At 73.0% G+C, this 23,195-nt stretch carries 16 protein-coding genes and 1 other RNA gene; 7 read left to right on the top strand and 10 right to left on the bottom strand.

Annotation, left to right across the window (positions count from 1 at the left end):
• Positions 1 to 83 precede the first annotated feature (83 nt).
• On the bottom strand, positions 84 to 1,055 hold the full coding sequence (gene stgR, locus C4J65_RS11960; protein ID WP_115742398.1) for a LysR family transcriptional regulator StgR: 972 nt from the start codon (positions 1,053 to 1,055) through the stop codon (positions 84 to 86).
• Between the two features lie 83 nt (positions 1,056 to 1,138).
• Between stgR and C4J65_RS11965 the strand changes: the two genes are divergently transcribed.
• The gene (locus C4J65_RS11965; protein WP_115742399.1) at positions 1,139 to 2,455 is read left to right on the top strand and encodes an MFS transporter; all 1,317 of its coding nucleotides are present in this window, start codon (positions 1,139 to 1,141) and stop codon (positions 2,453 to 2,455) included.
• 58 nt (positions 2,456 to 2,513) lie between these two features.
• Here the strand turns inward: C4J65_RS11965 and ssrA are convergent.
• The 5 genes from ssrA to ftsE form a co-directional block, all read right to left on the bottom strand.
• Positions 2,514 to 2,912: a transfer-messenger RNA gene (ssrA, locus tag C4J65_RS11970) on the bottom strand.
• 125 nt (positions 2,913 to 3,037) lie between these two features.
• The gene (gene smpB / locus C4J65_RS11975) at positions 3,038 to 3,517 is read right to left on the bottom strand and encodes an SsrA-binding protein SmpB (protein WP_007450171.1); all 480 of its coding nucleotides are present in this window, start codon (positions 3,515 to 3,517) and stop codon (positions 3,038 to 3,040) included.
• 46 nt (positions 3,518 to 3,563) lie between these two features.
• Complete coding sequence (locus tag C4J65_RS11980; protein WP_205350992.1) at positions 3,564 to 4,751, bottom strand: S41 family peptidase; 1,188 nt, start codon at positions 4,749 to 4,751, stop codon at positions 3,564 to 3,566.
• A gap of 68 nt (positions 4,752 to 4,819) precedes the next feature.
• Entirely contained in the window at positions 4,820 to 5,737 is a 918-nt protein-coding gene (gene ftsX / locus C4J65_RS11985) for a permease-like cell division protein FtsX (RefSeq protein ID WP_115742401.1), read from the bottom strand.
• 42 nt (positions 5,738 to 5,779) lie between these two features.
• Positions 5,780 to 6,469 (bottom strand): cell division ATP-binding protein FtsE, encoded by a 690-nt coding sequence (gene ftsE / locus C4J65_RS11990; RefSeq protein WP_003975843.1) that lies wholly within the window; start codon positions 6,467 to 6,469, stop codon positions 5,780 to 5,782.
• 213 nt (positions 6,470 to 6,682) lie between these two features.
• Here ftsE and C4J65_RS11995 point away from each other — a divergent pair, with 213 nt between their 5' ends.
• Positions 6,683 to 6,877, top strand: coding sequence for a hypothetical protein (locus C4J65_RS11995; RefSeq protein ID WP_115742402.1), 195 nt, complete (start codon positions 6,683 to 6,685; stop codon positions 6,875 to 6,877).
• A gap of 149 nt (positions 6,878 to 7,026) precedes the next feature.
• On the opposite strand, the gene C4J65_RS12000 is transcribed toward C4J65_RS11995, so the two are convergent.
• The 4 genes from C4J65_RS12000 to C4J65_RS12015 all read right to left on the bottom strand — a co-directional run bounded on the left by C4J65_RS12000 (position 7,027) and on the right by C4J65_RS12015 (position 12,401).
• Positions 7,027 to 7,893 (bottom strand): hypothetical protein, encoded by an 867-nt coding sequence (locus tag C4J65_RS12000; protein WP_115742403.1) that lies wholly within the window; start codon positions 7,891 to 7,893, stop codon positions 7,027 to 7,029.
• A gap of 328 nt (positions 7,894 to 8,221) precedes the next feature.
• Positions 8,222 to 9,328, bottom strand: coding sequence for a peptide chain release factor 2 (prfB, locus tag C4J65_RS12005; RefSeq protein ID WP_115742404.1), 1,107 nt, complete (start codon positions 9,326 to 9,328; stop codon positions 8,222 to 8,224).
• 76 nt (positions 9,329 to 9,404) lie between these two features.
• Positions 9,405 to 10,658, bottom strand: coding sequence for a serine/threonine-protein kinase (locus C4J65_RS12010; protein WP_115742405.1), 1,254 nt, complete (start codon positions 10,656 to 10,658; stop codon positions 9,405 to 9,407).
• A gap of 105 nt (positions 10,659 to 10,763) precedes the next feature.
• A complete protein-coding gene (locus tag C4J65_RS12015; RefSeq protein WP_115742406.1) occupies positions 10,764 to 12,401 on the bottom strand; it encodes a serine/threonine-protein kinase in 1,638 nt (545 codons plus the stop codon).
• A gap of 397 nt (positions 12,402 to 12,798) precedes the next feature.
• On the opposite strand from C4J65_RS12015, the gene C4J65_RS12020 reads away from it, so the two are divergent.
• The 5 genes from C4J65_RS12020 to C4J65_RS12040 all read left to right on the top strand — a co-directional run bounded on the left by C4J65_RS12020 (position 12,799) and on the right by C4J65_RS12040 (position 23,161).
• Positions 12,799 to 16,782, top strand: a complete 3,984-nt coding sequence (locus C4J65_RS12020) for an FHA domain-containing protein (RefSeq protein ID WP_115742407.1) — start codon at positions 12,799 to 12,801, stop codon at positions 16,780 to 16,782.
• 239 nt (positions 16,783 to 17,021) lie between these two features.
• Entirely contained in the window at positions 17,022 to 18,419 is a 1,398-nt protein-coding gene (locus C4J65_RS12025; RefSeq protein WP_115742408.1) for an ABC transporter substrate-binding protein, read from the top strand.
• A gap of 94 nt (positions 18,420 to 18,513) precedes the next feature.
• Positions 18,514 to 19,797 (top strand): sugar ABC transporter permease, encoded by a 1,284-nt coding sequence (locus C4J65_RS12030; protein WP_115746410.1) that lies wholly within the window; start codon positions 18,514 to 18,516, stop codon positions 19,795 to 19,797.
• On the top strand, positions 19,794 to 20,711 hold the full coding sequence (locus C4J65_RS12035) for a carbohydrate ABC transporter permease (RefSeq protein WP_115742409.1): 918 nt from the start codon (positions 19,794 to 19,796) through the stop codon (positions 20,709 to 20,711). The genes C4J65_RS12030 and C4J65_RS12035 overlap by 4 nt, the downstream gene beginning before the upstream one ends.
• Before the next feature lie 164 nt (positions 20,712 to 20,875).
• Entirely contained in the window at positions 20,876 to 23,161 is a 2,286-nt protein-coding gene (locus C4J65_RS12040) for a bifunctional glycosyltransferase family 2 protein/CDP-glycerol:glycerophosphate glycerophosphotransferase (protein ID WP_240330409.1), read from the top strand.
• Positions 23,162 to 23,195 lie beyond the last annotated feature (34 nt).

A 23,195-nucleotide genomic window follows, 5' to 3' on the forward strand; every position in this document is an offset into this window, starting at 1 on the left:
CCACCAGGTTCGAGCGCCCCTTGTATCACACCGTGCTCAGGCAAAGAATGTAGCGCACGCGGAGGATGTGTGGTTGCCGCGTGTCACTTGTGGACGGACATCACAGCGGCGTCGGCGGCCGGAATCCATCCCCCATCGGGGACCCCGAGCCAACCCTTTTCGGTCGCGACCTGGGACGCCGCCCGGCGCAGCGCGTCGAGCGCGGGATGCACCAGTCCCTTTCGCCAGACGAGGGAGACCGGTGACAGCGGCACGGGGTCGACCAGCGGGCGCACCACCGTCGAGGGCATGGCCGGAAAGCTCTCCACCGCGAGTATCGGATTGCGCGTCTTGTCCATGATGCGCTGGAACTCCTCCTCTCCGACCGCCAGCGGCACGGGGGGCGCCACATGGATGCCGCGTCCCGCGAACAGGCGGTGCGCGAGGTCGGTCCACTCCGGCGTGCGCGGGTTGCCGGCCCCGGCGTACACGGTCTCTCCGGCGAGAGCGGCCAGCGGCACCCGCTCCAGCCGGGCCAGCGGGTGCCCCTCGGGCAGGACCACCGCCATGGGCTCGCAGCGCACCGGCTGGTGGCCGAGCCCCGCCCGCAACGCCGCGGGCAGCCCCGCGAACCGGCCGAAGGAGGCGTCGAGGCGGCCCGCGACCAGTTCACCGGCGGCGTGGGTCAGTCCGCTCTCGTAACGCGCCATCAGCTCCTGCTCGGGCGCGAGCGCCCGGGCCCGCTCCAGGACCAGGCGGCCGGTGGCCAGACCCGGGGAGTTGAGGTCTACCAGCAGCGGGCGGGCCTGCCCGAAGGCGGCCAACAGGTCGTCCTGCGCCTGGAGGACCCGGCGGGCGTACGGCAGCAGCCGCTCGCCGTCGGCCGTCGGCGTCACCTGCCGGGTGGTCCGGACGAACAGCTCGGCGCCCAACTCCCGCTCCAGTCGCCGCACGTCCCTGCTGAGCGCCTGCTGGGCGACGTAGAGACGGGCGGCGGCGCGGGTGAAGTGCAGTTCCTCGGCGACCGCGACGAAGGCGCGCAGGAGTCGCGGGTCGAGATGGGCGGATGCGGGCATCCGGCGAATTTACAACGCCGGTGCGTGAATGGCCACGGAGAAGGTGTTGGACCCGCTGATCGTCGCCGGGCGACGGTGGACCCATGCCGCAGCCGACCCCAGCGCACCCCTCCCGTCCCACACCGGCCTCCCCCTTCCTGGCCGTCACCGCCGACACCCTGGTCGCGGCCGACTTCCGCCCCCGCACCCGCCCCCGCACCCGGCGCCGGCCACCCGGCCCGTACCGGCGGCTCCTGTCCACTCCCGGCGCCCGAGCGTTCACGCTCGGGAATCTCATCGCCCGGCTGCCCATGGGCATGTTCAGCGTCAGCGCCGTCGTGATGATCGCCGGCACCCGCGGTTCGTACGCGCTCGCCGGCGCGGTCACCGCGACCGGGCTGGCGGCGACGGCGCTGGTCGCCCCGTGGACCGCGCGGCTCGTGGACCGGTACGGCCAGGCCCGGGTGGCCGTACCCGCCACCCTGTTCGCCGCGCTGGGCTCGGTCGCCCTGCTGCTGTGCGTGCGCCACGGGGCACCCGCCTGGACCCTGTTCGCCGCGTACGCCGCCACCGCGACGACGCCCAACACCGGCGGCATGGCCCGCGCCCGCTGGGCCCACCTGCTGAAAGGCGACGCCGACGCGCTGCACACCGCGAACTCCTTCGAGCAGGCCACGGACGAACTGTGCTACATGTTCGGGCCGGTCCTCGCGGCGTTCCTGTGCACCGCGCTCTTCCCGGAGGCGGGCACGCTGGTGGCCGTGGCGCTGCTGGTGACCGGCATGCTGCTGTTCACCGCCCAGCGCTCGACCGAGCCGCCGGCCCGCCCGCGCCCGACGGCGAAGGCGCCCTTCCGGGCCCCGGGCATCCCGTCGCTGCTGGTGGTGTGCCTGGCGATGGGCGGGGTGTTCGGCGCCATGGAGGTCGTCACCATCGCGTTCGCGGACGCACAGGGTCATCGAGCGGCGGCCGGTCTGGTCCTCGCGTTGCAGGCGGCCGGTTCGTGCGCGGCGGGTCTGCTCTACGGCGCGGTCAAGCCCGCCGGGCCGCCCGAGCACCGGCTGCCGTGGTGCGTGGCCGCGATGACGGCCCTGCTCACCCTGCCGCTGCTCGCGGCCTCCCTCAGCGGCTCCCTGCCCCTGCTGGCGCTCACCCTGCTGATCGGCGGGATGGCGACGGCCCCGACGATGGTCACCACCATGACGCTGGTCCAGCACCGCACCCCGGAGGGCCGCCTGAACGAGGGCATGACCCTGGCGGTGACCGGCCTCCTCGGCGGCATCGCCTGCGGCAGCGCGGCGGGCGGCTGGACGGTGGAACACGTCTCCCCCACCGCCGCCTACGGCATCCCGGTCACGGCGGCCGCGACGGCCCTGCTCCTGACCCTGCTGCCGGCCAAGCCGGCCAAACGGTCACTGTGAACGCAGGAACCCCCTGGGTCGCCGGCACGTGGCCGGTGACCCAGGGGGTTCCCTGGGAATGTGGAGATGGCGGGAATCGAACCCGCGTCCAACGGTGCGGAATCAGGGCTTCTCCGTGTGCAGTCCGCTTCGATTTTCTCAGCCCCGGAGATCACGCGGACAAGTCTCCGACGGGCTCAGTCACTGTTTGGTTTCCCTCTTCACCCCGTGACCGGGATCAAGGTTTAGTCCCCTAGCTGATGCCAGGATCCGGGTCGGGAACAGCCCCGGGCTGACACTCCCTTAGTAGGAGGCTCGCTTCGCTACCTGAGATCAGGCAGCGAGGGCGAAGGCCTGCTGGGAGGAATCGCGCTTGGTGTTGGCGATTATTTTTTCGGCCTGTGGTTTACGAGATCATGGCCGCTTCCTCGACACGCTTCCCCTGCTTCGACAGCCGCTGTCGAAACCGATCATCCCCATGTTGATTTTTCAAGTCCTCCGAAGAGGTCCCTCCGAGGAGGGTGCGCATCCTCTGTGGGGTGCAGTGCCATCGTACGTGACCAACGCGTACGGGTGCCAGCCTATTCCCGGCGGCGGGCGGCGTCAGGCCCGCTGCTTGCGCCGGATCGCGGAGATCGTCCGCTCCGCCTCACGCCGGTCCTGCTTCTCCCGGAGGGTCTGGCGCTTGTCGTACTCCTTCTTGCCGCGCGCCAGCGCGATCTCGACCTTGGCCCGACCGTCCTTGAAGTAGAGCGCCAGGGGCACGATCGTGTGACCGGTCTCCTGGGACTTCGACTCCAGCTTGTCGATCTCCACCCGGTGCAGCAGCAGCTTCCGCTTGCGCCGCGCGCTGTGGTTGGTCCAGGTGCCCTGGCTGTACTCCGGCACGTGCACGTTGTGCAGCCACGCCTCGTGACCGTCCAGCTGCACGAAGCCGTCGACCAGCGAGGCCCGCCCCTGACGCAGCGACTTCACCTCGGTACCGGACAGCACGAGGCCGGCCTCGTAGGTGTCGAGGATCTGGTAGTCGTGCCGCGCCTTCTTGTTCTGCGCGATCAGCTTGCGCCCTTTTTCCTTAGCCATAGTGCGGTCCATTTTGGCACTACGGAGGGGCCTGGCGGAAAGCCGATTACGCGGTCGGCCCGAGCCCGCTCAGCACCGTCCGGGCCCGCGTGAGGGCGGCCGGGTCCGTCGGGTCGACCTCCAGGTCGGGCGTGATGCCCACGCCGTCGACGCCGCGGCCGGAGGGGGTGCGGTAGTGGCCGACGGTCAGCTCGGCCACCGAGCCGCCGGGCAGCCGGCTCGGCATCTGCACCGAGCCCTTGCCGAAGGTGCGGGAGCCCAGCACGACCGCCCGGCCGCGGTCCTGGAGGGCCCCGGTGAGCAGCTCGGCCGCGCTCATCGTGCCGCCGTCGACGAGCGCGACCAGGGGTCTGGTCGTGTCGCCGCCGGGCTCGGCGTGCAGGGCCCGCTGGTCCCCGTCGACGTCGTACGTGGCGACCAGGCCGCCGTCGAGGAAGGCGGAGGCGGCGGTGACGGCCTCGGTGACCAGGCCGCCGGAGTTGCCGCGCAGGTCGAGGACGACCCCGGCGCCGGACGGCACCCGGGCCACGGACTCGCGCACCTGCTCGCCGACGCCCTTGGTGAAGGAGGTGACCTTGACGACGGTGAGGCCGTCGGCGAGCGTGCGGACCGTCACGGAGTCCGTGGACAGCCGGGCGCGGCGTACGGTCTCGGTCCACGCGCGCGTGCCGCGCTCCAGGCCCAGCCGGACGGCGGTGCCGGCGGGCTCCTGCTCGCCGTCGCCGCGCAGTATGGAGACGACCTCGGTGACGGGCCGTCCGTCGACCCGCTCGCCGTCCACGCTGCGCAGCCGGTCACCCTCGCGGATCCCGGCGTCGGCGGCCGGCGAGCCGGAGCGCACCCGGGTCACCTCGATGCGGCCGTCGCGTTCGCGGCGCGCGGAGAGCCCGACGCCGGTGTAGCGGCCGTCGAGGGCGTCCTCCAACTCCTCGTACTCACCCTGGGAGTAGACGGCCCCCCAGCGGTCCCCGCTGCGGCTGACCGCGCGTTCGGCTGCCTCCACGGGGGACTTGCCGTCGGCCATGGCCTCGGCCGCCGCGCGGGCTACGTCGTCGTGGCGGGCCTGCTGACCGGCCGGGGCGGCCGAACGGGCCGTGCCGGGCTCGGACCTCCGGTCCGTCCCGGGCAGCGAGCCGGTGGCCGCGCCCGCGACGAGCACACTCGCGAACACCAAGGTCAGGGCAGCCCCGTGGCGTACGCGGCGGGGCCGGCAGAGCAGGTCACGACCTGACATGCCGGTGAGTCTAGGACAACGGGCAAGGGCCGCACGGTCCCTTGACCGCGCGGCCCTCTTGGCATGTGTCACACCTTCAGGTACTTGCGCAACGCGAAGAACGCGGCCAACGCGGGCATCAGCAGGCTCGTGGCCAGGATGAGCGGCAGCTTCGTCAGGACGGCGTCCCAGCCGATGAAGTTGATCAGGTTCAGCTTCTCGGACAGGGCGAGTCCGTGATCGATGATGAAGTACCTGGCGATCACCAGGAATCCGCAGGCCACACCACCGCCGATGAGACCGGCGACCGCCGCCTCCATGATGAACGGCGCCTGGATGTAGAACCCCGACGCGCCCACGAGGCGCATGATGCCGGTCTCACGGCGCCGGCTGAACGCCGAGACGCGCACGGTGTTGACGATCAGCATCAGGGCGACCACGAGCATGAGCGCCATCACCGCGCGGGCGGCCCAGTTCATGCCGTTGAGCAGACCGAAGAGGTTGTCCAGGATGCCCTTCTGGTCCTGCACGGACTGCACGCCCTCACGACCGTCGAACGCGGTCGCGATGACCTGGTACTTCTCCGGGTCCTTCAGCTTGATCCGGTACGACTCCTGCATCTGGTCCGGCGTGAGGGAGCTGGCCAGCGGCGAGTCGCCGAACTGCTCCTTGTAGTGCTTGTACGCCTCGTCCTGCGACTCGTACGTCACCTTCTCGACGACGGCCATCTCGTCGAGGTCGGACATGATCTGCTTCTTCTGGTCCTCGGTCACCGCGCCCTTGGCGCAGTTGGGGTCGGACTCGGCGTCGCTCTTGTTGCAGAGGAAGACCGAGACGTTGACCTTGTCGTACCAGTAGCCCTTCATGGTGGTGACCTGGTCGCTCATCAGCAGCGAACCGCCGAACAGGGCCAGGGACAGGGCGACCGAGACGATGACCGCGAAGGTCATCGTCAGATTGCGGCGAAGACCGACTCCGATCTCCGAGACTACGAACTGGGCGCGCATGGCGTCTCGTTAAGCCTTTCGTTCCTCGTCGTCAGTGGCTCGTCAGTGCTGGTAGCCGTAGACACCGCGTGCCTGGTCCCGGACGAGGCGGCCCTTCTCCAGCTCGATGACGCGCTTGCGCATCTGGTCCACGATGTTCTGGTCGTGCGTGGCCATCACCACGGTGGTGCCCGTCCGGTTGATCCGGTCGAGCAGCTTCATGATGCCGACCGAGGTCTGCGGGTCGAGGTTGCCCGTGGGCTCGTCGGCGATCAGCAGCTTGGGCCGGTTGACGAAGGCGCGCGCGATGGCGACGCGCTGCTGTTCACCACCGGACAGCTCGCCGGGCCTGCGGTCCTCCTTGCCGCCGAGTCCGACGAGGTCGAGGACCTGCGGCACGGACTTGCGGATCTCACCGCGGGACTTGCCGATGACCTCCTGGGCGAAGGCGACGTTCTCGCCGACCGTCTTGTTCGGCAGCAGGCGGAAGTCCTGGAACACCGTCCCCAGCTGGCGCCGCATCTGCGGCACCTTCCAGTTGGACAGGCGGGCGAGGTCCTTCCCCAGTACGTGCACCTGTCCGTGGCTGCACCGCTCCTCGCGGAGGATCAGTCGCAGGAAGGTGGACTTTCCGGAGCCTGAGGACCCCACGAGGAAGACGAACTCGCCCTTCTCGACCTCCAGGGAAACGTCCCTGAGGGCTGGGTGGCTCTGTTTGGGGTAGACCTTGGAGACGTTGTCGAATCGGATCACGGATGCACCACGGGTCGCCGGGGGTAGATGTGCGTGACCATACGCGAACCGGGGAGCGGACCGCAGTCACCGGTCGGGGTTGCGTATCAGTTGCGCGTTTTGTCCCCACGGGAGGGCGCGCGGGGCCCTTCGGAACCTGGCACAGTGGAAGGGGAACGTTCGTGTCGCTGCGGGCGTTGTCCAGACGGAGCCGGCGGCAAGGAGGGTGAGCGCATGACGTACGACCGGTTGGTGTGCGCGAACTGCGCGGCGCCCGTGAATGAGGGCAGGTGCCCGGTCTGCCGGGCCAACCGCGAGCGGCTGCAGCAGGAGAGCAACTTCTTCGCGGGGCTGAATCCCACGACGCTGATCGCGCTGCTGGCGGTGCTGATCGCGGCGGTGGCCCTGCTGGCCCACCAGACCGTCTGACGGCCCTGGAGCGGCCCCTGGGGGCCGTCAGGACACGGACGGGCCCGGACGGCGGGCACAAAGAGTGGCGGAAGACACAGGAGGGGCCCGGAGCGAAGTGCTCCGGGCCCCTCCTTCCGCGTGCGCGGTGGGTACGTGGACGGCTACCGTCAGGCAGCTGCTCCGCGACCGTTCATCAGGCGCGGCAGGAAGCGGAAGCCGATGCCGCCGGCGATCATCGTCGCGGCGCCGACCAGCAGGAACGTGGTCTCCGCGGCGCCGGTCTCGGCGAGCTCCTCACCGTTGCCCTGGGCGGCGGTGTCGGAGGAGGCCGGGGCCTCCTCGCCGGTGTCGGTCAGCGCGGAGGAACCCTCCTCCTGAGCGACGTTGTCGTTGCCGCCGCCGTCGGGGGTGGTGTTGTCGCCGCCACCGGCACCGCCGGCGTTGCCGCCGTTGCCGTTGCCGCCGTTGTCGCCGTTTCCGCCGTTGTCACCGGCACCACCGTCGTCGCCGTTACCGCCGACGTCACCGGCACCACCGTCGTCACCGTTACCGCCGACGTCACCGGCACCACCGTCGTCACCGTTACCGCCGACGTCACCGGCACCACCGTCGTCGCCGTTACCGCCGACGTCACCGGCACCACCGTCGTCACCATTGCCGCCGACGTCACCAGCGCCACCGTCGTCACCATTGCCGCCGACGTCACCAGCGCCACCGTCGTCACCGTTACCGCCGACGTCACCGGCACCACCGTCGTCACCGGCACCACCGTCGTCACCGTTACCGCCGACGTCACCGGCACCACCGTTGTCGCCGCCCTCGGTCACGCCGACGATGGCGTTGCCCTCGGTCGTACCGCCGTCCTGCTGGCCGCCCTGGGCGCTGACGCCGAGGCCGATACCGTCGCCGTCGGCGCTGGCGCTGACGCCGATCTCGAGCGCCGAGGCGGCACCCGCGGCGGTCAGGGAGGCGCCGGCCGCGATCACGGCGCCGGCCGCTATGCGCGCGACACGGATGCGCGTCTTCTTCGTCATGTAGTTGCTACCCCCAGTAGCCGATTTGGTCGTCGAGGCCGCACTCGGGGGCCGTGATCGACGGGGGGTGGCTGCATGTGTGCTCAAGCCCCCCGGTTCACATGCGCCCCAGAAATACGCATGCCGCGCCTCACCATTCCGAATGTTCAAAGCAACGTCAAGGCCATTGCGTACGCGATGTCCGGGTACGGAACGTATGCCGGACACAATGGGTGTGAGTGTGATGCAAAACCCAGACATCACCGGCGAACGGGGGGCCAGAGAAAAGGCAACCACCGCCCGAGGGGCGGCAGTTGCCTTGTCGACAAAGCGGCGGTTGCGCCTCGCGTTACTTCTCCCGCTGCTTGCGCCAGCGAATGCCGGCCTCCAGGAAGCCGTCGATCTCGCCGTTGAACACGGCCTCCGGGTTGCCCACTTCGTGCTCCGTGCGCAGGTCCTTGACCATCTGGTACGGGTGCAGCACGTACGAACGCATCTGGTTGCCCCAGGAGTTGCCCCCGTCGCCCTTGAGGGCGTCCATCTTGGCCTGCTCCTCCTGGCGGCGCCGCTCCAGGAGCTTGGCCTGGAGGACGTTCATGGCGGTCGCCTTGTTCTGGATCTGGGAGCGCTCGTTCTGACAGGAGACGACGATGCCGGTGGGGATGTGGGTGAGGCGCACCGCCGAGTCGGTGGTGTTCACACCCTGGCCGCCGGGGCCGGAGGACCGGTACACGTCCACCCGCAGCTCGGTCTCGTCGATCTCGATGTGGTCGGTCTGCTCGACCACGGGGAGGATCTCGACGCCCGCGAAGGAGGTCTGGCGGCGCCCCTGGTTGTCGAAGGGCGAGATGCGCACCAGCCGGTGCGTGCCCTGCTCGACGGAGAGGGTGCCGTAGGCGTACGGCGACTGCACGGCGAAGGTGGTCGACTTGATGCCGGCCTCCTCCGCGTACGACGTCTCGTACACCTCGGTCTTGTAGCCGTGCTGCTCTGCCCAGCGCAGGTACATGCGCTGGAGCTTCTCGGCGAAGTCGGCGGCGTCCACGCCACCCGCCTCGGCCCGGATGTTGACGAGCGCCTCGCGCGCGTCGTACTCGCCGGAGAGCAGGGTGCGGACCTCCATCTCGTCCAGCGCCTTGCGGACGGCCGTGAGCTCGGACTCGGCCTCGGCGCGGGTGTCCGGGTCGTCCTCCTCCTCGGCCATCTCGAAGAGCACGCCGAGATCGTCGATCCGGCCGCGCAGGGCCTCGGCCTTCCGCACCTCGGCCTGGAGGTGCGAGAGCTTGCTGGTGATCTTCTGCGCCGCCTCCGGGTCGTCCCACAGGGAGGGCGCGGCCGCCTGCTCCTCGAGCACGGCGATGTCTGCCCTCAGCCTGTCGAGGTCCAGGACGGCCTCGATCGACTCCATGGTCGAGGAGAGGGACTTCAGCTCTTCGGATACATCGACGACTGCCACGCATCCAGCGTAACGGCTCCGTCCACCGGTCCACGCCGGGCGGGTGCGGGCGCGGACGCCGGCGGGTGGCCGCGCCTCAGGGAGCGGCCGGTGCCGAGTTCCGCGTGTCCTGGGGTCCGCCGCCGTCCTCGTCACCGCCCGTGGCCAGCCACGTACCGACGCCGATCGCCGCCACCAGGGCGACCGCGCCGGTCCCCACCGCGATCCGGCGCCGCCGCGCGGTGGCGCGGTTGCGGGCCGAGCCGGGGCGCGGGGCGCCCGAGGCGCGCGGGGCGCGGGCGGTGCCGCGGGCACCGCCGGCCAGCTCGTCCGGGGCGGGTACGCGCATCGACGTGTGGGTGTCGCGGTTGGAGTCGGCCGGCTTGGCCCCCGGCACCAGGGGCACCGCTCCCCGGCGCGGAACGGGTTCCGCGGCCGACACGGGGGCGGCCGGGGACGCCGCGGACGCGTCGGGGTCGTCCTCCGGCTGCTCGGCGTCGGGCTCGTCCACGTCCAGCGGGGCCATTCCGGCGAGCATCGGCAGCAGCTCGCGCAGCCGGGCGCTCAGCTCGGAGGCGCGCAGCCGGGAGGCCGGGGCCTTGGCGAGGCACTGGACGAGGAGCTGCCACAGCTCGTCCGGGATGCCGGGGAGCGGGACGACGGTCTCGGTCACGTGGCGGCGCAGCACCGCGCCGGGGTGGCCGCCGCCGAACGGCGTGAAGCCGGCCAGGAGCTCGTACAGGACCGTGGCGAGCGCGTAGATGTCGACGGCCGCGCGCGGGGGCAGGCCCTCGACGATCTCGGGGGCCAGGTAGTCGGGCGTACCGATGATCTTCGTGGCGCGGGTGCGGCGCGGGGTGTCGATGAGCTTGGCCACCCCGAAGTCCGTGAGCAGTGCCGGGTGGGAGCCGCCGGGGCCGAGCGGGCCCTGCATGTCGAGCAGCACGTTCTCCGGCTTGACGTCGCGGTGCACGACCCCGGCGGCGTGCGCGGCGGCCAGCCCGTCGGCGACGTCGGCGACGACGGCCACCGCGGCCTCGGGCGCCATGCGCCGTTCCCGGTCGAGGCGGGTGCGCAGGTCCGTGCCCCGGACCAGGTCCATCACCAGCGCCAGGTCGTTGCCGTCGACCACCAGGTCGCGCACCGAGACGACGTGCTGGTGGTCCAGGCCGAGCAGGGCGGTGCGCTCCTGCACGAAGCGGGAGACCAGTTCCTGGTCGGACGCCAGGTCCTCGCGCAGCAGCTTGATCGCGACGGGTCCGTCGGGACCCTCGCCCAGCCACACCGTGCCGGCGCTGCCCCGCCCGAGGATCTGGTGGGCGGTGTACCGGCTGCCGATCTTCCGTGCCAAGACTGCTCCTACCGACGCGTGTTGCGCCTAAAAGTACGCGCCCGAGGAGCCAACCTTCACGGCGGAGGCGGAAATCACCCTCCGGATGTCGACAAGTCTCCAGACTCAGCCTCCGCCGGAGCCGCCCAGGTCCCCGATCCAGTCGGTCACGGTGGTGAACCAGTCGGTGAGCTGGTCCCAGTAGCCCTTGCCGGTGCCGATCCAGTCCTGCAGCGGACTCAGCTCCCAGACCAGCCAGCCGGCCACGAACAGGATGACGACGGTGACCAGGCACCCCTTGAGGCAGCCCAGGCCCGGGATGCGCATGGGGTTGGCGCCGCGCTGCCGCGGCGGCCTGGGCTCGCGCCGCGGCTGCTGCGGCTCGGGCGTGGGCGGCGGAGCGTACCGCTGCGGCTGCTGGGGCTGAGGGGTGGCATACCGCTGGGGCTGCGGCTGGGGCTGCTGCGGGTAGCCGTAGCCGGGCTGCTGGGGCGGCGGGCCCTGCGGGGCCTGACGCGGCTGCTGCGGCGGACGGGAGACCTGCCGCTGGGGGCGGCGGCGCAGCGGGTCCTGGTTCGGGTCCAGGTACTGGACCTGAGTCTGCTCGTTGCGGTCGCGGGCGGCGCGCAGCTGGTTCTGCCAGGGGTGCGGGTCCTCGGGTCCGCCCTGTCCCGGGGCGCCGGGCTGCCCCGGCGGCACCGGCGGCATGACGGCGGTCGGGTCGGGGGCCCCGGTGCTCGGGAGTACGGCGGTGGGGTCGGCGGCGCCCGCCGGGCCCGAGGTGTGCGGCAGGACGCTGGTCGCGCCGTTCGGGTCGTAGGCGGCGTCGGGGGCGCCCGGAACCTGCGCGGGCGCCGGGTCGGGGGCGAGGAGCGCCCCCACGTTCTCGGCGGCGCCGATCTGCGCGCTGTTCGCGTGCACGCCGATGCCCTCGGCGACGACGCGCAGACCGCGGGCCAGGTTCTCGGCGCTGGGGCGGTCGTCGGGGTTCTTGCGCAGGCAGCGCTCGATGACCGTCCACAGCGGGTCGGGGACGGTGGAGGGGCGGCGCGGTTCGGCGCTCAGGTGCTGGTGCAGCACCTCGAGGGCGGAGCCCCCGCCGAACGGGGGGCGGCCGGTGACCAGCTCGTACAGCAGGATGCCGGCGCCGTAGACGTCGACGGCGGAGGTCTGCGGGCGGCCCTCGGCGGACTCCGGCGCGACGTACGCGGGCGTGCCCACGAACTCGTGGGTGCGGGTGAGGCCGGGCGAGTCGGCGAGGCGGGCGATGCCGAAGTCGGTGAGCATCGGGTGCATCTCGCCGCCGGTCTGCTTGAGCAGGACGTTGGCCGGCTTCAGGTCGCGGTGGACGACGCCGTCGGCGTGGCTGGCCGCGAGGGCGTCGGCGATCTGCGCGGTGAGCAGGGCCGCGGCAACCGGGGTGAGCGGCCCGTTTTCGCGCAGGTACCGGTGCAGGTCCGGTCCGTCGACGAGGTCCATGACCAGGGCCAGCAGCTCGCCCTCGACGACCAGGTCGCGGACCCGGACGATGTTGGGGTGGGTGAGCCGGAGCAGCACGGAGCGCTCACGCAGGAAGCGCATCACGATGTCGGCGTCGCTCGCGAGCTCTTCCTTGAGGACCTTGATCGCGACGGTCTCGCCGGGCTGTCCGGCCACGGCCGCCTCGGCGCCCGCGGTCTCCCGCTGGCGGGCACGCCAGACGGTGCCCGTGGCACCGCGGCCGAGGGGCTCCTCGAGGAGGTACTTGCTGCCTACCGGCCGCACGTCATGCGCTCCTAGTTGCTTGCTGGCTGTTCGGACCCACTGTCCCAGATCCGGTCGGTCCCAGTCCGACCCAACTGTAGTGGCGCCCTCCGGACCACGTTCGAAGGAAAGACGCTCGACCCGGTCCCGTGGTTGCCGCTGCCCGCACGTGACCGATCTCAAGCGGACGCCATTCGATCATCCGCAGGACACCTGTCAGGCATTTTTGGGGGCAGAGCCGACCAATCAAGATCATTTGACGGCGGGCGACGGGCGCGTTGTCAGTGGCAGGTGCGAGGATGCGTGCAGTACTGGCCGACGTGCTCGTGTGACGGTGGGGGAAGTCCGCGGTGGGGGACCGTGGTGGCGGCTTCCGTCCCGGCGTGCGTGCGCCCGCGCGAAGGGACCGCTTACGGCGATGCAGATCCGGCTGACCGTCGTAGACCCGCTGGGCACGCATGCTTCGGCTGCTTCGGCTGTCCCGGCGGGGGACCGCACCGCGCGGTGTGACGTACTCGTCACCGCCCCGGCCGGCACGGCCCTGGCCGCGGTCGCCTCCGCGCTGGCCGCGGCGCTCCCCGGCGAGGGACCGGGCTCCAACCAGGTGGTGCTCTACGCCGGTGCGCAGCGGCTCGACGCCCAGCGCAGCACCCTGGGCGAGCCGCCGCTGATCGACGGCGCCGTGCTCTGCCTGGGCGCCCCGGGCGAGCCCGACCCGCACACCGAGCCGGCGGACGTCCCCGCCCAGCTCCACGTGGTCGCGGGCCCCGACGCGGGCGGCGTCCACCTTCTGCACGGCGGCCAGATCCGGCTCGGCCGCTCCGCCGACGCCGACGTCGCGCTCGACGACCCGGACGTCTCCCGCATGCACTGCGCCGTGACCGTCGGTCCCGGCGCCCGCGTCTCCGTGGCCGACCTCGGCTCCACCAACGGCACCACCCTGGACGGCACCCGCGTGGGTGACCGCCCGGTCCGCTTCGCGCCGGGCGCGCTGCTGCGGATCGGCGAGTCCGCCCTGCGGCTCGTGCCGGTCCCGCCCGCGGCGGAGGTGCGGGTGGCGACGACGCCGGACGGGGAGGGGCACGTACGGCTGTCCCTGCCGGGGACTGCCTCGTCGGCCGCCGGGGACGGCGACGCGGTGGTCCACGCGCGCGTGGCCGACGGGGCGGAGGGACAGGTGCGCGACGCGGAGGGCCGCTCCCGCGCGTCGGGCCCGGCCCGAGACCGCACGAATGGACAGGCCGGACAGGCCGGACAGGCCGGACAGGCCGGACAGGCCGGACCTCACGGATCCGGCCGGGTGGCGGACCCGGGCGGTGCGGCCGGTCGCGGGTCCGGTGCGGCGGGCGGAGTCGCACCCGACCCCGCACCGGGCGGCACCGGTCCGGAGGGGGCGGTCCGGCCCCGCGGGCGCACCCACCACGCGCACGGCACGTCGGGGTACGACAGGGGCGGGGCGTCCGTCGAGCCGCCGCAGGTCCCCGGCCAGGGCGGCGCACCCCGCATCGAGAGCCACGGCACCGGCCCATCGGCGGGCCTGCCCCGGCAGTTCCCCACCGGGGGTGAGACACACGGCGGCGCGCGGGGCGCGGGGGCGTACGCGACCGGCGGCTCCGGCGCGGGCGGACACGGCACTCCGGCCCCGCGGACACCCGGCCGGGACCCGTACGCCGAAGGCCCTCCGGCGCCGGGCGCGGCCCGTACCGGCGCGGGCGCTCCCCACGCCGACACGCCCGGCCCGGGCGCATACGGCACTCCGGACCCGGGCGCGCCCGACCGGGACCCGTACGACAGGGACCCGTACGACAGGGACGCTTACGACGGGGACACGTACGGCCGGGGCCCCTCCGGGCCGGACTGGACCACTGGGCCGGACCCGGCCGACGCGGGCGGTCCCCGCGCGGAGACGGCCGGCTCGGGGGCTTCCCGCACGAGCGCGACCGGTGCGGCGGCTCACCGTCCCGGTGGTGCGGACGGCGCCGGCCCGGACACCCGGGCCGGTCGTGACGGCGCTCCGGGCGCCCGCACCGGGCGCAAGGGGACTCCCCTGCGCGGTACCGACGTGCCGCACGAGGTGCGCAGGCGCGGGGGGATAGGCGCGTGGGCACGGCGGCTGACCGGCGGACGCGGAGGTGCTCCGGAGGGCCCCGTGCCCGGCGCGTACGCGTCCGACGAGGGGGCGACCGGGCCGGCCCCGGTGTCCCCGTCGGGCACCTCGGGTGCCCCGGAGACCTGGCCGGACCCCGCGTCACTGCTGCTGACCGCGCTGGGACCGGGGCCGCGGCTGTGGGAGCGCGGCCCGGGCCACCCGGAGGCGCTCACCGTGCGGCTCGGTACGGCCGACCGGGTGGCGCCGGGCGGTGACGCCCCGCTGCCCGCGGTGCCGGTGACCGCCGGCCTGCGCGAGGTCGGCGCGCTCGGCCTCGCGGGTCCGCGCGAGCGGCTCACCGGGCTGGCCCGCTCGGTGCTGGCCCAGCTCGCCGCGCTGCACTCCGCCGACACCCTGGAGATCGTCCTGATCAGCGCGGACCGTTCCCGTCCGCTCGCCGAGCGGACGGCCGAGTGGTCCTGGCTGGGCTGGCTGCCCCAGGTGCGCCCGGGACACAGCCAGGACTGCCGCCTGCTGCTGGCCCACGACCGCGAACAGGCCACGGCCCGCGCCGCCGAGCTGCTCCGCCGCCTGGACGACCACCTCGGGGACGAGGCCAAGGACACCACCGCGGCCACGGGGGCCGTCCGGCCGCAGCCCTCCTGGGCGCACCCCGGCGACGGCACCGACCCGGCAGGCGGCTTCACCGGGCCGTACACCGTGGTCGTCGTGGACGGGGATCCCGGCGGCGCGGACGTGCGCGACGCGGTGGCGCGGCTTGCCCTGGAGGGACCGCGGGCCGGTGTCCACGTCGTGTGCCTCGCCGAGACCGCCGCCGCCTCCCCCACCTCCCCGGTGACCCGGACGTACGAGGCGGCCTGCGCGGTGTCGCCGGTGTTCCGCGAGTGCGGCGCCGTGGCGCTGCTCAGCGGCGACGTGGCGACGACCCTGCGCCTGCTGCGCGTCGCCCGCACGGGCCCGAACCCGGGCACGGGCACGGGCACCCCGGCCGCTCCCGCCGGTCCGGTAGGGCACGGCACCCTCGGCACGGTGGACGCCGTGTCCCTGCCCTGGGCCGAGCGGTTCGCGCGCGCCCTGGCCCCGCTGCGCACGGACAGCGCCGCGGGCGACGGCGGGCACCACGCGCGCGTGTCCGCACCACTGCCCCAGACGGCCCGGCTCCTCGACGAACTGGGCCTCGCCCGCGCCACCCCGGCCTCCCTGATGGCCCGCTGGGCCGCAGCGGCCGACGACACGGAGTCCCTCGGAGGACGCGCGCAGGCCGTGCTGGGCGCCGGTCCGCGCGGCCCCGTCCTGGCCGACCTGGCCGCCGAGGGCCCGCACCTGCTGATCGAGGGGCCCTCCGGGAGCGGCCGCACCGAGCTGCTGCGGGCGTTCGTCGCCTCGCTCGCCTCGGCCGAACGCCCCGACCGGCTCGGCGTCGTCCTCATGGACGGCCGCGACAGCGTGAGTTCGGGCGGCGCCCGCGGCGAGGGCCTGCACGTGTGCACGGACGTACCGCACGTCACCACGCACCTCACCGCCAACGACCCCGTACGGATGCGGGAGTTCGCCCAGTCCCTGAGCGCCGAGCTGAAGCGGCGCGCCGAGCTGCTCGGGCGGTCGGACTTCGCCGAGTGGCACACCGGGCGCGAGGTGTCGGGCCGGATAGTCGCCCAGCGCGGCCCGGCGGCCGCGGGGCCCGCGCCGGTCTCCGACTCCGGGGACGTCGAGTCCCCGCCCAGCTCCACCCTGCGGCTGCGCCCGGCCGCCGCCAGGCGCCGCACCGGCCCCGTGCCGCCCCTGCCCCGCCTGGTCGTGGTCGTCGACGACCTCGACGCCCTCGTCACTCCCCCGCTCGGTTCCCCCGGGCGGCCCGCGGCGGGGTCGGTGATGCGGGCGCTGGAGGCCGTCGCGCGGGAGGGCGAGCGGCTCGGCGTGCACCTGGTGGCCGCCACCGCGCCCGACGACCGTACGGACCGGACGGAGCCCGCCCTGCGCGCGACCCTGCGCGTCACTCTGGACACACCGGTGCCGGGCCCGGACGAACCGGCGCCCGGACGCGGACGGTTGACCCGCCCCGACGGACGCACCACCGCCTTCCAGGGCGGCCGGGTCACGGGCCGCATCCCGCGCACGGCGACGCTGCGCCCCACGGTGGTCCCCCTGGAGTGGCACCGCATGGGCGACCCGCCCACCCGCCGCCCCGTTCGCGAACTGGGCAACGGCCCCACCGACTTGGCCCTGCTGGCCAGCGCACTGGAGCGGGCGGCCCGGGAGGTCTCGGCGGCGGAGGTCCCGTCACTCCTGTGAACGCCGGCTCCCTCGGCCCCGGCGATTGAGGACGAGGCCGTCCGGGCCGGAGCGGGGCCCGGGTGCGGCTGCTCCCGAGAGGCCCCGCACCGGCGCCGGATGCCTGATCATGGTCACGACGCGGTCACGATCCCCCCGTTGACGGCGGACGCGCCCTTGCCGCCCTCACCCCCCTGGCGTACACCAGAGCGCACGGGACAGCGCCGAGCGTTCGACGAGGAACGAAGAACGGGGCAGTGATGCGCACGAGCAGCACCATCCGGACACGCGGAACCGTCAAGAGGACCACCCGGGCCGCAGCCGCCCTGGCCGCGGGAGCGCTCGCGCTCTCGCTCAGCGCGTGCGGCGGTGACGACGACAACGGCGGCGGTGACGACGGCGACAAGGGCGGCGGCAGCAAGCAGCCGGGCGCCTCGGTCACCCTTCCGAAGCTGGACGGCGAGAGCCTGGAGGTCGCCGCCGTCTGGACCGGCACCGAGCAGGAGAACTTCAAGAAGGTCCTCGCCGAGTTCGAGAAGCGCACGGGCGCCAAGGTGACCTTCGTGCCCGCCCAGGACCCGATCATCAACTTCCTCGGCTCGAAGATCGCGGGCGGCGCCCCGCCGGACGTGGCGATGCTCCCGCAGCCCGGCGCCATCAAACAGGCCGTGGACAAGGGCTGGGCCAAGCCGCTGGGCGCCGAGGCGACCAAGGAGCTGGGCGAGAACTACTCGCAGGGCTGGCAGGACATCGGCAAGGTCGGCGGTAAGCAGTACGGCGTGTACTACAAGGCCGCCAACAAGTCGCTGATCTGGTACAACGCCCAGGTCTTCGAGAACGCGGGCGCCGCCGAGCCCAAGACCTGGGACGAGCTGCTCAACACGGCCCAGATGGTCTACGACTCGGGCGTCACCCCGTTCTCGGTGGGCGGCGCGGATGGCTGGACGCTCACCGACTGGTTCGAGAACGTCTACCTCTCGCAGGCGGGTCCGGAGAAGTACGACCAGCTCGCCAAGCACGAGATCAAGTGGACGGACCCGTCCGTGAAGGAGGCCCTCACCACGCTCGCGGAGATCTGGGGCAAGAAGGACTTCGTCGCGGGCGGTGCGTCCGGTGCGCTCCAGACGGAGTTCCCGGCCTCGGTGACGCAGACCTTCACCGGCGGCGACCAGCCCAAGGCGGGCATGGTCTACGAGGGCGACTTCGTCCAGGTCAACATCGGTGAGACGAAGGCGAAGGTCGGCACGGACGCGAAGGTGTTCCCGTTCCCGGCCGTCGGCGACACCGCGCCGGTGGTGTCCGGCGGCGACGCGGCCGTGGTCTTCAAGGACTCGAAGGCGGCGCAGGCGCTGGCCACCTGGCTGGCCTCGCCGGACGCGGCGGGGATCCAGGCGAAGCTCGGCGGGTTCCTCTCGCCCAACAAGAGCATCGACTCCTCGGTGTACCCGAACGAGGTGCAGAAGAAGATCGCCGAGGCGCTGGTCGCGGCCGGTGACGACTTCCGCTTCGACATGTCGGACCAGGCCCCGCAGGCCTTCGGCGGCACCCCGGGCAAGGGCGAGTGGAAGACCCTGCAGGACTTCCTGAAGAACCCGAAGGACGTCGCGGGTGCCCAGGCGAAGCTGGAGGCCGACGCGGCCGCCGCCTACGGAGGCTGACGCGATGACGTCGGCCACGGCGGCGGGGACCGGCCAGGCCCCCGAGGGCCCACCGGTCCCCGCCGCCCCCAAGTCACCCAAGTCGCGCAAGAGCGTGACCGGCACCCGGAAGTCCGTGGTGGCGCTGTTCCTGCTGCCCGCCCTGGTGCTGCTCGGCGCGCTCGTGGTCTACCCGATCGGGTACTCGCTGGTCCGCAGCTTCTACGACCAGTCCGGCGACTCCTTCGCCGGGTTCGACAACTACGAGACGCTCTTCTCCGACGACGGCATCCGCACCGCCCTGAAGAACAACGTCATCTGGGTGGTGTTCGCGCCGACGGTCGCCACCGCGCTGGGCCTGATCTTCGCGGTGCTGACCGAACGCATCCGCTGGGGCACGGCGTTCAAGCTGGTCGTCTTCATGCCGATGGCGATCTCGATGCTGGCGGCCGGCATCATCTTCCGCCTGGTGTACGACCAGGACCCGGACAAGGGCGTCGCCAACGCGGTGTGGGTCGGGGTGCACGACACGTTCGCCGAGTCGTCCGCGTTCCCGAAGGCGCACCCGGGCCGCGACTCGCCGCTGAAGCCCGCCGGCGGGGGCGCGTTCATCACCAAGCAGCCGGTCGGCCTGGGCACCCCGGTCGTCCTGCCCCTGGTGGGCGTCGCCCCCGACCTGATGCCCGACGGCGCGACGAAGGCCGCGGCCGCCGAGCCCGAGGAGGGGAAGGTCACCGGCACCACCTGGCAGGACTTCACCCGCGGCAAGGGCGTCGGCAAGCTGGGCGGGGTCGACGCGGCCGAGCTGGGCTACGCCGGGATGAAGATCGAGGCGGTCAAGGACGGCGAGGTCGTGGCGTCGACCACGGCGGCCGGGGACGGCACCTTCACGCTGCCCGCGGCGGCCGACGGGGCGCTGCTCAGGCTGCCCGCCGACAACTTCAAGGAGCCGTACAACGGCCTGAACTGGCTCGGCCCCTCCCTCGTCACCCCGGCGATCATCGGATCGTACGTGTGGATGTGGGCGGGCTTCGCGATGGTGCTGATAGCGGCAGGGCTGGCCGGGATGCCCCGGGAGCTGCTGGAGGCCGCCCGGGTGGACGGCGCCAACGAGTGGCAGGTCTTCAGACGGGTCACGGTGCCGCTGCTCGCGCCGGTCCTCGCGGTCGTCGTCGTCACCCTGATGATCAACGTGCTGAAGGTCTTCGACCTGGTCTTCATCATCGCCCCGGGCTCCTCCCAGGACGACGCGAACGTGCTCGCCCTGGAGCTGTACCGCAAGGGCTTCGCCTCGGACCAGCCGGGCGTCGCCAGCGCCATCGCGGTGTTCCTTCTGCTCCTGGTCATCCCGGTGATGTGGTTCAACGTACGGCGACTTCGGCGGGAGGTGCGGCGATGACCGCGGACACGGGTGCCCTCACCCCGGCGGCCACCCGGCCGCCCGAGACGGTCGTCAAGGCCAGGCAGCCGCTCGCGTCCCGGCTCGCCGAGGCCGTCAGCGGGGGCCTGCTCCGGGTGTTCCTGATCGTGGTGGGCCTGTTCTGGCTGGTCCCGACGATCGGGCTGCTGCTGTCCTCGCTGCGCACGCCCGAGGACATGGCGGCGAGCGGCTGGTGGAAGGTCTTCACCGAGCCGTCCCAGCTGACCTTCCAGAGCTACGAGGAGCTGCTGAAGAACGGCGACATCACCTCCTCGCTCCTCAACACCGCGCTGATCACCGTTCCCGCGACCGTCCTGGTCGTGGTCATCGGGGCGCTGGCCGGATACGCCTTCGCGTGGATGGACTTCCCGGGCCGCGACTGGTGGTTCCTGGCGGTGGTCGGGCTGCTCGTCGTGCCCGTGCAGGTGGCTCTGATCCCGATCGCCGAACTCTTCGGGAAGATCGGCCTGTTCGGGTCGATGCTCGGCGTGATCCTCTTCCACGTCGGCTTCGGCCTGCCCTTCGCGGTGTTCCTGCTGCGGAACTTCTTCGCGGAGATCCCGCGGGAGCTGCTGGAGGCGGCCCGCCTGGACGGCGCGGGTGAACTGCGGCTGTTCGTGCGGGTGGTGATGCCGCTCGGCGGTCCCGCGATCGCGAGTCTCGGCATCTTCCAGTTCCTGTGGGTGTGGAACGACATGCTGGTCGCCCTGATCTTCTCGGACTCCGGGAGCCAGCCGATCACGGTCGCCCTGCAGACCCAGGTACGTCAGTTCGGCAACAACATCGACGTGCTCGCGCCGGGCGCGTTCATCTCCATGGTGATCCCGCTGGCCGTGTTCTTCGCGTTCCAGCGGCAGTTCGTCTCCGGCGTCATGGCGGGCGCCGTCAAGTAGCCGCCGCGACAACACCCTTGAGGGGGCGGGCCGGTCACCGGCCCGCCCTCTCATCCGTACGGGCACAACGTCCCCCGAATGCCCCGGGGACCGTAACCAAGGGGCTCCACCGGCCGTTGCCGGGCAGAACGCCCGCACGACCCCGCCGACCGATGGATGTCCCCGTGCCCAGGTTCAGTGTCATCGTTCCCGCGTACCAGGTGCAGGCCTATCTGCACGCGTGCCTGGAGTCGGTGCTGGCCCAGTCGTACCCGGACTTCGAGGTGATCGTGGTCGACGACTGCTCGCCGGACGCCTGCGGCGCGATCGCCGACGAGTTCGCGGCCCTCGACCCGCGCGTCCGCGTCATCCGCCTGCCGCGCAACGAGGGGCTGGGCCCCGCACGCAACGCCGGCATGGAACGGGCGGGCGGCGACTACCTGGTCTTCCTCGACGGCGACGACACCCTCACCCCGCACGCGCTGCGGGGCATCGCCGACCGGATCAAGGAGACCGGCGAGCCGGACGTCCTGGTCTACGACTACGCGCGCACGTACTGGACCGGCGAGACGGTCCGCAACCAGGCCGCGGCGCACCTCACCGAGCGGGGCCCGGCGCCGTTCCGGCTCGCCGACCGGCCGGGGCTGCTGAAGCTGCTGATGGTGGCCTGGAACAAGGCGGTACGGCGGGAGTTCGCCGTGCGCGAGGGCTTCGTCTTCCCGCCGGGCTACTACGAGGACACGCCGTGGACGTACCCGGTCCTGATGACAGCGGGGTCCGTCGCCACCCTGGACCGGGTCTGCGTCCACTACCGGCAGCGGCGGCGGGGCAGCATCCTGGGCACGCCGGGCGAGCGCCACCTGGACGTCTTCACCCAGTACGACCGCGTCTTCGCGTTCCTCGAGGCGCGCATGGGGACGCACCCCCAGTCGCGCCGGGAGCTGGCCCGCTGGCGGCCGCTCCTGTACCGCCGCATGGCCGACCACCTCACGACGGTGTACACCCGCCCCGGCCGTCTCCCGCGCTCCCTGCGCGCCGAGTTCCTGCGCCGGGCCCGGGTCCACTGCCGCCGCTACCGGGTCCCCGGCGCCCCCGCCCCGCTGCCCGTCCGGCTGCGCCACGCCCTGCTCCGCCTGGGCCTGCGCCGCACCTACGGCGTCCTGCGGCTGGCGTCGGCCCTGCGCCGCCGTACGGCGAGGGTCGCCGCGGGGCTGCTGCGCGCGGCCCGGACCGGCGCACTGCGCCTGCACTACCGCGTCCAGCGCTGTCTCCCGCTCCGCGCCGACCGGGCCGTCTTCTCCGTCGAGGGCGACCGGGGGTACGGCCGCGACCCGGGCGCCCTGGAGGAGGCGTTCCGCCGTCTCGCGCCGCACGTGCGCACGGCGTGGGCCGCCGACCGGGTGCACCACCACACCGTGCCGCCCGGCACCCGCCGCCTGGCCCCGGGCACGGCCGCCCACTGGACGGCACTGGCCCGTTCCCGCTACCTGGTGCGCGAGGGCGCCTTCGGCCCGGGCCTGGTCAGGCGGCGGGGCCAGGTCCTGGTCCAGACGCAGGCCGGGACGCCCCTCAAGCACATGGGCCTGGACCTCCAGGAGCGCCCGGCGGCCGCCCAGGGCACCGACTTCGCCCGGCTGCTGCGCGAGGTCGACTCCTGGGACTTCGTGGTCTCCGCCAACCGCCACTCCACCCTGACCTGGGAACGCGTCCACCCGGGCGACTGGACCGCCCTGGAGTACGGCCAGCCGCGCACCGACGTCCTCCAGCGGGCGACGGCCGAGGACGTGGCCCGGCTGCGCGAGACCCTCGGCGTCCCCGAGGGCACGGTCGCGATCCTGTACGCGCCCACCCACCGCGACTACCGGCGCACCCAGCGCTCCGCCCTGGACCTGGAGCGCGTCGTGCGCCGCCTCGGCCCGCGCTTCGTGGTGCTGGCCCGCGCCCACCCCCGGCACGGCGGACCGCTCGCCGCGTCCGGTGGCCGGGTGCTTGACGTCAGCGACCACCCGCACGTGGAGTCGCTCTGCCTGGCCTCGGACGCCCTGGTCACCGACTACTCGTCCCTGATGTTCGACTACGCGGGCCTCGACCGGCCGATCGTGATCCACGCCGCCGAGCCGGAGGCGTTCGAAGCGGCCCGCGGCACCTATGTCGACCTGCGCTCCTTCCCGCCGGGCGCGATCGCGTGGGACGAGGACGAGCTGATCGGCGTGTTCGCGAGCGGTGACTGGCACGGCACCCGGTCGGCGCGGCTCAGGTCCGCCTTCCGCGAGCGGTTCTGCCCCTACGACGACGGACGCGCCGCCGAGCGCGTCGTACGCCGGGTGGTCCTGGGCGAGACGGACCTGCCGCCGGTCGTCCCGCCGGCCGGGCGCGGCCCCGCGCCCTCGGCCGCCGCGGCTCTCGCGCGGGCCCCGCTGACCACGGTGCCGCAACCCGCGGGGCCGCGCACCGTCACCGACAGCTTCTGACCGCCGTTCGTCCACGCGGAGTCCCCCCGGTTGC

The organism is Streptomyces sp. CB09001 (genome assembly GCF_003369795.1).
Lineage (GTDB): Bacteria > Actinomycetota > Actinomycetes > Streptomycetales > Streptomycetaceae > Streptomyces.

Coding starts and splice junctions, on each gene's coding strand:
- stgR (WP_115742398.1), bottom strand. CDS start 1,055: ATGCCCGCATCCGCCCATCTCGACCCGCGACTCCTGCGCGCCTTCGTC.
- C4J65_RS11965 (WP_115742399.1), top strand. CDS start 1,139: ATGCCGCAGCCGACCCCAGCGCACCCCTCCCGTCCCACACCGGCCTCC.
- smpB (WP_007450171.1), bottom strand. CDS start 3,517: ATGGCTAAGGAAAAAGGGCGCAAGCTGATCGCGCAGAACAAGAAGGCG.
- C4J65_RS11980 (WP_205350992.1), bottom strand. CDS start 4,751: ATGTCAGGTCGTGACCTGCTCTGCCGGCCCCGCCGCGTACGCCACGGG.
- ftsX (WP_115742401.1), bottom strand. CDS start 5,737: ATGCGCGCCCAGTTCGTAGTCTCGGAGATCGGAGTCGGTCTTCGCCGC.
- C4J65_RS11995 (WP_115742402.1), top strand. CDS start 6,683: ATGACGTACGACCGGTTGGTGTGCGCGAACTGCGCGGCGCCCGTGAAT.
- C4J65_RS12000 (WP_115742403.1), bottom strand. CDS start 7,893: ATGACGAAGAAGACGCGCATCCGTGTCGCGCGCATAGCGGCCGGCGCC.
- C4J65_RS12020 (WP_115742407.1), top strand. CDS start 12,799: ATGCAGATCCGGCTGACCGTCGTAGACCCGCTGGGCACGCATGCTTCG.
- C4J65_RS12025 (WP_115742408.1), top strand. CDS start 17,022: ATGCGCACGAGCAGCACCATCCGGACACGCGGAACCGTCAAGAGGACC.
- C4J65_RS12035 (WP_115742409.1), top strand. CDS start 19,794: ATGACCGCGGACACGGGTGCCCTCACCCCGGCGGCCACCCGGCCGCCC.